A 10,059-nucleotide genomic window follows, 5' to 3' on the forward strand; every position below is an offset into this window, starting at 1 on the left:
ACCGAGTTCAAAATGTCGAAATTATTTCGGGACAATTCCTTAGCTCTGCCGGGGTATCATCAATGATGCCTGGGTCCATCTGGTGAAGCTGGTCAACGGCGGCCAATGTTTCTGCAAGCCTGGTCATAAACTGCGGTTCCATTCTCATAAAAATAGTTATGCTGCATTTTTTACTTGATTTGCCAGACGATTTCGACTGGTATTTGTGATTCCACTTAACTGGATAGTCGGGTTAAAAAGGATGAGTAAAGAAAAGCCCCCCAGGGTTGCCATGGTGGTTGGTGCGACCGGTGCCACCGGGCAGGTGTTGATGCAATACCTGCTGGAGAGTAGCCATTACTCTGAGGTCGTTGTTCTCCATTACCGGAGTACGCAATGGGCTGGTCACGCCAAAGTCAGGGAGGTGGTGCTGAGCCTGGACCAGTTAAAGGATCTGGATTTAACCGTTGACGTCCTGTTCTGTTGCCTTGGTACGACCATTAAAAAGGCTGGCTCAAAGCCAGCCTTTGCCAAAGTTGATCGTGATTATGTTCTGGCGCTCGGGCAGTGGGCAGTAGACCATGGACAGCCGTCGTTTCATCTGGTCAGTGCCCATGGGGCAGATAAGGGTTCGCTGGTCTTTTATATGAAGGTGAAAGGTGAGGCGGAGAGCGGGCTGAAAACAATGGGACTTCGCTCTCTGGCTATTTACCAGCCGTCATTGTTGCATGGCAAGCGCGATGAGTTCCGGCTGATGGAGTCTGTCGGTTTTTATTTGATGTCGCTGTTAGGCAGCCTGCCGGTTTCCAGTTGGAAAGTACTTCGCCCCACCCGGATTAAAGCACTGGCAACATTGATGTACCAGCAGTCGTTGCTGGATGTGTCCGGTTTGCGGGTGTTCCGCCCTTCCGATATTGCTGCCTGTGAATAGCGAGGCTGCATTGCAAACACCGGTGGTATTACCTGAAGACTATTATCTGACCAATTTTCACCAGCTGCTTGGTTTTGTTGAGCAGCAGTATGCTGATTTGTTGAGTTGCCGCGAAACCGATTTTCTAAACACCTTCCGGCTGCTGGGGGAGGATGCACAGAAACTCTATGTGCGCCTGGTGGGGCGCAAAGGCCCGATGTTTCGGTCCGATAAACTCAGCTATCCGGAAATTGCATCCATTGAGCTGGCGGTCAATGAATTGGCCGGCGCGGGTCTTATGCAGGTTAACTCGCCGCTGGATATGGTTGCGTTGTCAGATCTTATGACCAAAAGCGAGTTACTGCTCTGTTTTCCTGACCAGCTTGGCCCTTACCGAAGTGAACGTAAGCAGATCCTGGTAAACCGCCTGGTTGATAGCGGTAACCCATGCCCTGATCTACCATTTACCATACTTCAACCTCTGTACAGGGAAGAACTGAGAACCTTATTGTTCCTGTTCTTTGGTAATCTCAGTCAGGATTTGACGGAGTTCGTACTTCAGGACCTGGGATTGAATCACTTCGAAAATTACCCGCTGAAATCCCGATTGTTTAACAGTCGTGAGGAGCTGGAGCAGGGGTTGAGCCTGTCACTACTCTGGCAGGAAGTTGCCCGGGACCATAAGAAACGTGACCTTGATGAGTTGCAGGCCCTGACCGCAAAATTACCGCCGTCGTCTGATTTCAGCCATCCGACCCTTAAGCGTCGTTATGCCCGGCTGGTGAATGCCATTGCCCGCGACCTGGAAAGGCAAGGTGCTTTGCGGGAGGCAGTCGCCAGTTTTCAGCAGTCGCATCTGCCCCCGTCCCGGGAACGGCGGACTCGCATTTTGGCCAAACTCAATGATACGGCTGGCGCTTTGGCACTTTGTGAAGAGATTCAGGCGTCACCGGCCAGCAGCCTGGAGCTGGCTTTTGCCCATCGGTTTGCCAAAACCCTGAAGGGCGAAAAGCGTCGGCGGCAAACTGCACAGTTTAATGAACTGACGCTTGAGCTTAATGACAATGGTCAGCGGGTTGAATTTCAGGTTCAGGCGCATTTCAAACACCAGGGTTGGCAGGTGTTTTATGTGGAAAATGCCTTGATCAATGGGCTTGCTGGCCTGTGGTTCTGGGATATTATTTTTGCCGACCGGGAGGGGGCGTTCTTCCATCCGTTTCAGAGCGGACCAGCAGACTTGATGACCCCGGATTTTTATCGGAGCTGTAAGGATTTGATTTATCACCGGCTGGCAGAAATGTCTGAGAGCAATCTTCTGGATACTCTGCTGGCCACCTATAACGGGAAGCAGGGGATCAGCAATCGTCTGGTTATCTGGCCAGCGCTCAGTCCGGAGCTGATTACCCTGGCCGTATCGTTGATACCGATAGAACAACTGCGAGCTATGTTTCAACGACTGATGTTTGATATTGCCCACAACCGAACCGGGTTTCCGGATCTGATCCTGTTTGATCCGGGAAATAACCGGTACCAGTGGCTGGAGGTTAAGGGGCCGGGAGACAGGCTGCAGGAAAACCAGAAATTGTGGTTGGCATTTTTTCAGGAAAACGGGATTCCTGCAGAGGTGGTGTATGTCAGATGGGCAGCGGACAGAACGCGGCTCAATATAAAGTAGCGAATTATCGTACTTCCCTTATTTTTTTCTGGCAGCCCATGGCGTCAATTGTGACCAGACAGCCAGCAAGCTCAGGGAGTTTGAGAAGATGCCGATTGCAAAAACGCTTCAACTCTATTTGATTTGCTACAATTAAGCGACAGCTGATGATTGAGGAGGTTGATCATGGCTATAAAAACCGGTCAAGACAGTCCCGTTGTATTTGAAACCGATCTCTCTGCCGATTTGCTCAGCAAAGCCAGAGAGCTGCATGTGGATGTCCACGCAGTGATTCAACGAGCGGTGGCGGCACAAGCGAATCTTGCAGATATTGAACGACAGATTAACCTTGCCTGTGAACAGCAGAGCAGTCTGGTTTATCACCATTTGATCGACAATTACCCCCTGAAAGAGGTGGGCATCAGGGATTGTTACCGAAAGAGCAGGTAACATTTTCAGGGTATGTGCGCTGTTCAGGTCTTTTTTCACATCGAGTGTTACCTGGGTTTGATTAGCCAATCATTTAACTGTCACTAGTCGTTCATTGTTTGTCAGACTGCAGAGACCACACGTGCAGCGTGTGTTCATTGAACCAAGGGGGCAGCTGGTGTTCCTGTTCTCTGGCGCTACCCGGTTCGATGTCTCCTCTCTTCCTTTCTACAACGGTGGGAACGTTAGCTATGTCCATTTTTGCGCAATTCCAGCAACGGTATGAGGCAGTTCAGCAGGAAGAGCTGAGCCTGCTGGACTACCTGAAACTCTGTAAAGAGGACCCTTCGGTCTACGCCAATGCGGCCGAGCGCATGCTGAAGGCCATTGGTGAGCCGGAAGTCATTGATACCGCCCGTGATCCGCGACTGAGCAGGATTTTCTCCAATAAGTTGATCAAACGTTACCCGGAGTTCAAGGAGTTTTATGGCATGGAAGAGGCCATTGAACAGCTGGTCTCTTATTTCAAGCATGCGGCCCAGGGCCTGGAAGAGAAAAAACAGATCCTTTATCTGCTTGGTCCAGTGGGGGGCGGTAAGTCCTCCCTGGCCGAGAAACTGAAGCAGCTGATGGAAAAGGTGCCGTTTTATGCCATCAAGGGGTCGCCGGTGTTTGAATCGCCGCTGGGACTGTTCAACCCTGAAGAGGATGGGGTCATTCTTAGTGAGGAATACGGCATTCCCGGTCGCTACCTCAACTACATCATGTCCCCCTGGGCGGTCAAGCGCCTGAACGAGTTTGGTGGCGACCTTAGTCAGTTCCGGGTGGTCAAGCTCTACCCAAGCAGGCTGAACCAGATTGCCATTGCCAAAACCGAACCCGGTGATGAAAACAACCAGGACATTTCCAGCCTGGTGGGCAAGGTGGATATCCGCCAGCTGGAAGAGTATGCCCAGGATGACCCCGACGCCTACAGTTTTTCAGGGGCGTTGTGCCGGGCCAACCAGGGCATCATGGAATTCGTGGAGATGTTCAAGGCGCCCATCAAAGTGCTGCACCCGTTGCTGACCGCCACCCAGGAGGGCAATTACAACAGCACCGAAGGGCTGGGGGCCATTCCCTATGAAGGGATTCTGCTGGCACACTCCAATGAGTCTGAATGGCAGTCCTTCCGGAACAACAAGACCAATGAAGCCTTCATCGACCGGGTCAACATCGTCAAGGTGCCGTATTGCATCCGGGTCAGTGAAGAGGTGCATATTTACCAGAAATTGCTGGAACACAGCTCGCTCAAAGCGGCGCCCTGTGCCCCGGATACGCTCAAGATGCTGGCCCAGTTCACCGTGCTGTCCCGCATCAGGGAGCCGGAGAACTCTTCCATCTACTCCAAGATGAAAGTATACGACGGCGAAAACCTGAAGGACACCGACCCCAATGCCAAACCGTTGCAGGAATACCGGGATATGGCCGGGGTGGATGAAGGCATGAACGGGCTCTCCACCCGGTTCGCATTCAAGATCCTGTCCAAGGTGTTCAACTTCGATCCCACCGAGGTGGCGGCCAACCCGGTGCATCTGCTTTATATATTGGAGCAACAGATTGAGCAGCAACAGTTTCCGGAAGAGGTTCATGACCGTTACCTTGCCTTTATTAAAGAGCATCTGACGCCCAAGTACATTGAGTTTCTCGGCAAGGAGATCCAGACGGCTTACCTGGAGTCTTACTCAGAATATGGCCAGAACATCTTTGACCGGTACATCACCTACGCCGACTTCTGGATTCAGGACCAGGAGTACCGGGACCCGGACACCGGGCACATTCTGGACCGGGGCACCTTAAGCGAAGAGCTGGAAAAAATCGAAAAACCGGCGGGCATCGCCAATCCCAAGGATTTCCGCAACGAAGTGGTTAACTTTGTACTGCGGGCCCGGGCCAACCTCGATGGCAAAAACCCCAGCTGGTTAAGCTACGAGAAGATGCGCACCGTCATTGAGAAGAAAATGTTCTCCAATACCGAAGACCTGTTGCCGGTCATCTCGTTCAATGCCAAGGGTTCGCAGGAGGACCAGCGCAAGCACGCAGACTTCGTTTCCCGTATGGTGGTTCACGGTTATACCGAGAAACAGGTGCGCCTGCTGTCGGAATGGTACATCCGGGTCCGGAAATCCCAATGATCCAGTAGTGACCGGTCCGTCCTACTGCGGGGACATCTCCAGCCCCACGACCGGGGTTGATCCACCGAGCACTGCAGCTATCGGGAGAGCGTTCATCATGAGCCTCATCATCGACCGGCGTCTCAATGCAAAAAAGAAGAGCACCGTGAACCGGCAGCGGTTTCTGAAGCGCTACCGGCATCATGTCAAAGCCGCCGTCCAGGATGCCATTGACCAGCGTTCCATCACCGACGTTGACAGTGGCAGTGATATCACTATCCCCAGAAAAGACCTCAGTGAGCCGTTTTTTCACCACGGGCAGGAGGGGCATCACGGCCATGTTCATCCCGGCAATCACGGGTTTCACCGTGGTGATCGTATTCAGCGGCCACCGGGTGGCGGTGGGCAGGGCAGCGGTGCCGGACAGGCCAGCGATAGGGGCGAAGGGGCGGATGAGTTTGTCTTCCAGATCAACCGGGACGAGTTCCTGGAATACCTGTTTGATGATCTGGAGCTGCCCAACCTGCTGCGAAAAGAACTGAAAGACAGCACCGACTATCAACTCAAACGGGCAGGATTTACCACTGCCGGCTCTCCGGACCGGCTGAATATCGTGCGCTCGCTGCGGGCTGCCCATGCCCGTCGCATAGCCCTGTCCGGTAAAGACCGAAAAGTGATCCGCACCCTCAAGCGACAGCTCAGGGAAATGGAAGTGAGCCCGGATCCTGTCGATCAGCAGCAGGCCACCCTCCTTCAGGAAGAGATCAAGTCGCTTAACAGGAAACTCAAACGGCTGCCGTTTATTGACGACTTTGACCTGCGCTTCAATAACATGACCAAGGTACCCCAGCCCTCCAGCAAGGCGGTGATGTTTTGTGTCATGGATGTTTCCGGGTCCATGACCCAGGAGATCAAGGACATGGCCAAGCGTTTCTTCCTGTTGCTCTACCTGTTCCTGGAGCGCAACTACGAGGCCGTGGAAGTGGTCTTTATCCGGCACCACAGTGAAGCGCGGGAGTGTGATGAGCACGACTTCTTCTACGCCCGGGAAACCGGGGGCACCATTGTCTCAAAAGCCCTGCTGCTTACCCACGACATCATTCAACAGCGATACCCGTCCGGTCAGTGGAACATCTACATCGCCCAGGCCTCGGACGGGGATAACTGGGGCGAAGACTCCAGCACCTGCACCAACATTATCCTGGACAAGCTGTTGCCGGTTTGCCAGTACTTCGCCTACGTGGAAATTACCGGCCAGCAGCACCAGAACCTCTGGTACGAATACGCAAACATTGCCGAATCCTACCCGGATCACTTTGCCATGCAGCACATCCACAGCTATTCGGATATCTACCCCACCTTCCGGCGTCTCTTTGCAAAAAAGGAGGATTCCCATGTTGGCCGCTGAAGCGCCGGAAAGGCACACCGTCCGGCGAAAAAAACCACTGTCCACCGGGTCCGAATGGACTTTCGAACTTCTGGGACTTTACGACCAGGAGTTTGCCCGGTTGGCGGATAAATTCCGGCTGGACACTTACCCTAACCAGATTGAAGTGATCAGCTCCGAGCAGATGCTCGACGCCTACTCATCGGTGGGGATGCCCCTGATGTACAACCACTGGAGTTATGGCAAAACCTTTCTCAACAATCAGCAGAACTACCAGCGGGGACGGATGGGGCTGGCTTACGAAATCGTGATCAACTCCAACCCCTGCATTGCCTACCTGATGGAAGAGAACACCATGCCCATGCAGGCCCTGGTGATCGCCCACGCCTGTTATGGTCACAACTCCTTTTTTAAAGGCAACTACCTGTTCAGGCAGTGGACGGATGCCAGCGCCATCATTGACTACCTGCTGTTTGCCAAGCACTACATCGCCCGGTGCGAAGAGAAGCACGGCGTTTCAGCGGTCGAGGAGATGCTGGACGCCTGCCATGCGCTGATGAACCAGGGGGTCAACCGCTATGTCCGCCCCGCTCCGGTCTCGGCAGAGAAGGAACAGGCGCGCTCGCGGGAGCGTGAAGCGTACATCCAGCGCAACCTGAACGATCTCTGGCGCACCATCCCGGTGAGCGAGCCACCACAGTCACGTCAGGATGAACGGTTTCCGAAAGACCCGGAAGAGAACCTGCTCTACTTCATCGAAAAGAACGCGCCATTGCTGAAGACCTGGCAGCGGGAGATCATCCGCATCGTGCGTAAAGTGGCCCAGTATTTCTACCCGCAACGACAAACCCAGGTCATGAACGAGGGCTGGGCGACGTTCTGGCACTACCACCTGATGCATGAGATGTACGATGAAGGATTGATCACCGAAGGCTTTATTATGGAATTCCTGCATTCACACTCCAGTGTCGTGTTTCAGCCGGCCTTTGATGATCCGCGGTACAGCGGGATTAACCCCTATACCCTGGGGTTCAATATCTTCCGGGACATTCGCAGGATCTGCCAACAGCCCACGGAAGAGGACCGTGAATGGTTCCCCGACCTGGCGGGCAGTGACTGGCTGGACGCCGTGCACTTTGCCATGCAGAACTTCAAGGACGAGGGATTCATTCTTCAGTACCTGTCCCCCAGAGTCATGCGGGACATGCGTTTGTTCAGCATCGACGATAACGACATCAACCCCTACCTGGAAGTGGATGCCATCCATGATGAGCAGGGCTATCGGCAGTTGCGGGAAAACCTGGCCGCTCTATACAACCTGGGCAACCGTGAACCCAACATACAGGTCTACAACGTGGATATCCGGGGCGATCGCTCGTTGACCCTGCGCCATTACCTGCACCAGAGACGTCCGCTGGAGCGAGACAGCACACATGAACTTTTGAAGCACCTGCATCGCCTGTGGGGATTTGATGTCAAACTGGACTCGGTAGATCAGAACAACATCATCCAGTACACCTTCAGAACGGAAAGCAACAGCAAAGAACGGGTTCAGGTTACGTCGAAAAAGCGGGTCAACCGGAAGCGCCCATAAGCAGAAAACGCCGCAGTGAGTGGGGTGCCCGGTGCAGGTTACACCGGGACTTGGTGCTCCAACGCAAAGGTATGTCTATGAACGACGATGAAATTATAATCCATCGACTAATAATCGCAAACCCGTTATCCATGTCCCCGGATACACCGTGCTACTTCAGAGATTGTCCGGAGTAGTGTCGTTTGGTGCTGCCTGTTGATTGACACCGACCATGACATAGTGAAGGAAGACTTAATACTTCCGGTTATGTCGGATAATTTTTTGTGTAATTAAAAATCTAAAAAAAAACAAAAAAAATAAACGACACAGCTATAGTTAAATTTACCGGAATCAGTATGGAATCAAGGTGTTATTTGGATGTCTTCAGTGGTTAGCCTATGATTTATCGGCAACGACCCAGTTGGCGACGGGCAGCGAATCCACTGGCGAGTTCAGCATTAATGACCTGTCCATCGGGTTCCGGTATCTAATGCTTGCCATTTGAGAGTATCGAAATGACTGCCTCAACATTGAAAGAAGCGGCAACTGGTATCAAAACCGCCGAAAAAAACGAACTGGCCCAAAAACTGGTGGCTGCCTACAGTGAACAGCAGGCCATAGTGAACCAGATCAAGGCGGCCCAGTGGAACAATCAGGGCGCCCGGGCTGCTGAGTTTACCCAGCTACTGGCGGCTGCTGCTCCGGAAGCGGCCTGCCAGCCCACTCAACAACAGGCGCGGCAAAACCAGACCGTGCAACCCTTTCCACCATCAAACCAGATTGCTGAGCGCATCAGCTTATTCGGTCGTCGGGTGCCCTCGGACTACAATGAGATGTTTGAGTACTCCCGGATTGAAGACCCACAAACTCAGGAGACCTACCAGAACGCTGAAGCGATTGCCAAAGCCTGTGAAACGTTTGCCCAGACTGCCAGGCATACCATCAAACTGGCTCATCAGGCAGACGACATGGTAACGGTACAAGTAATGACAGCACAACTGCAAACGGCAGAACAGCTGGCAACGCAGCTGAGACGGTTTGAGTAGAGATGGATTAGACGGATTAGGAGTTGACATAGGTTCATAGGATTCCGGTGTCGGTTAGCAGCCTGCATCGGTTTCTTCCGCCAAGGCGAATTGGCAAAAACTCCAGATGCTCGGGGCGAGTTGTGTAGTACGCCCCCCCAGCATGGTCAGCAATTTACCATGGGGGATGGTCAATTTTTCCTGGGTTAACCTGTGTCCATGCTGCTGTGAATACCAGGATAAATAATCAAATTTTTTTGTTGAGTGCTCATGTTTGTATCGTACATTTTTTTTATTCATTTCCGCTATCGGTAAGCCCAGATATATAGCAAACAGAAGCTGATGGTAGGGTGTTAGTTCCTGCTTGATTTGCGGCGGCAACTGCGACCAGGAAACAAGATCATCAAGGTGTGTTTCAGGTAATGAAGCAAATTCAGAAGCGGGTTTTACACTCCTTGCCAATAGCTCCATATCCATACCCTGTTTTCTAGCTGACGACAAATAGCTCCGAATCCGTGCAAAAAAAGCACCTCCGTCTGCACTTCTGAAGCAGCCTGAGATTTTCTGCTTTAATTTGGCCATTCGAACATCTCGTTCGCTGCCATTGTTGTCGAAGGGGATTGAAAAATCTGACATGAAGCGCAATGTTTCAGTTTTTTGATAACCATCAGACGATGGTGGCTTACTGCTGTTTTGACTATTCTTGCCAACCTTTTCTTCCAATTCTCTACATCGTTCTTCCAGGCGGGCAACTCTTATGCGCAGCTGTGCATTCTCTTTCAAGAGAATTTCAGTCGGTAAAGTTGAAGGTGGCTGTAGAACCATGTTGGTGAACGTTGGCAAAAAATACTGATTAAGAGGATGGTATAAAAATCAGGAAATTCCAGATTTAAGTGAGGGGTGCTGAATAGTTACCTCAAATCAACATCATCGAGACGCTTGCGAATGC

General features: G+C 52.2%; 7 protein-coding genes and 1 pseudogene. 7 read left to right on the forward strand and 1 reads right to left on the reverse strand.

The annotated features are described in order from the left end of the window. Positions 1-241: 241 nt before the first annotated feature. The 7 genes from KDK15_RS18515 to KDK15_RS18545 all read left to right on the forward strand — a co-directional run bounded on the left by KDK15_RS18515 (position 242) and on the right by KDK15_RS18545 (position 9,131). Positions 242-910, forward strand: coding sequence for a hypothetical protein (locus KDK15_RS18515; RefSeq protein ID WP_257296876.1), 669 nt, complete (start codon positions 242-244; stop codon positions 908-910). Next, positions 903-2,564 (forward strand): VRR-NUC domain-containing protein, encoded by a 1,662-nt coding sequence (locus tag KDK15_RS21610; protein WP_257296877.1) that lies wholly within the window; start codon positions 903-905, stop codon positions 2,562-2,564. Before KDK15_RS18515 ends, KDK15_RS21610 begins: the two co-directional genes overlap by 8 nt. Positions 2,565-2,729: 165 nt before the next feature. After that, positions 2,730-2,993 carry a hypothetical protein gene (locus tag KDK15_RS18525; protein ID WP_257296878.1) on the forward strand — a complete coding sequence of 88 codons (264 nt, stop codon included), beginning with the start codon at positions 2,730-2,732 and terminating at the stop codon, positions 2,991-2,993. Between the two features lie 230 nt (positions 2,994-3,223). Beyond that, positions 3,224-5,146, forward strand: coding sequence for a PrkA family serine protein kinase (locus tag KDK15_RS18530; RefSeq protein ID WP_257296879.1), 1,923 nt, complete (start codon positions 3,224-3,226; stop codon positions 5,144-5,146). A gap of 97 nt (positions 5,147-5,243) precedes the next feature. After that, positions 5,244-6,533, forward strand: coding sequence for a YeaH/YhbH family protein (locus tag KDK15_RS18535; RefSeq protein ID WP_257296880.1), 1,290 nt, complete (start codon positions 5,244-5,246; stop codon positions 6,531-6,533). Next, a complete protein-coding gene (locus KDK15_RS18540; protein WP_257296881.1) occupies positions 6,520-8,106 on the forward strand; it encodes a SpoVR family protein in 1,587 nt (528 codons plus the stop codon). The genes KDK15_RS18535 and KDK15_RS18540 overlap by 14 nt, the downstream gene beginning before the upstream one ends. A gap of 494 nt (positions 8,107-8,600) precedes the next feature. Next, positions 8,601-9,131, forward strand: coding sequence for a hypothetical protein (locus KDK15_RS18545; protein WP_257296882.1), 531 nt, complete (start codon positions 8,601-8,603; stop codon positions 9,129-9,131). A 456-nt stretch (positions 9,132-9,587) separates the two neighbouring features. On the opposite strand, the pseudogene KDK15_RS18550 reads toward KDK15_RS18545, so the two are convergent. Continuing rightward, positions 9,588-9,935: pseudogene (locus KDK15_RS18550) on the reverse strand (DUF6444 domain-containing protein); the annotation flags it as partial. Positions 9,936-10,059: the final 124 nt, after the last annotated feature.

Source organism: Endozoicomonas sp. YOMI1, from assembly GCF_024606345.1.
Classification (GTDB): Bacteria; Pseudomonadota; Gammaproteobacteria; order Pseudomonadales; family Endozoicomonadaceae; genus Endozoicomonas.

Excerpts from the sequence above, each read along its gene's own strand:
- KDK15_RS18515 (WP_257296876.1), top strand. The coding sequence starts at position 242 with ATGAGTAAAGAAAAGCCCCCCAGGGTTGCCATGGTGGTTGGTGCGACC.
- KDK15_RS18540 (WP_257296881.1), top strand. The coding sequence starts at position 6,520 with ATGTTGGCCGCTGAAGCGCCGGAAAGGCACACCGTCCGGCGAAAAAAA.
- KDK15_RS18545 (WP_257296882.1), top strand. The coding sequence starts at position 8,601 with ATGACTGCCTCAACATTGAAAGAAGCGGCAACTGGTATCAAAACCGCC.
- KDK15_RS18530 (WP_257296879.1), top strand. The coding sequence starts at position 3,224 with ATGTCCATTTTTGCGCAATTCCAGCAACGGTATGAGGCAGTTCAGCAG.
- KDK15_RS18535 (WP_257296880.1), top strand. The coding sequence starts at position 5,244 with ATGAGCCTCATCATCGACCGGCGTCTCAATGCAAAAAAGAAGAGCACC.
- KDK15_RS18525 (WP_257296878.1), top strand. The coding sequence starts at position 2,730 with ATGGCTATAAAAACCGGTCAAGACAGTCCCGTTGTATTTGAAACCGAT.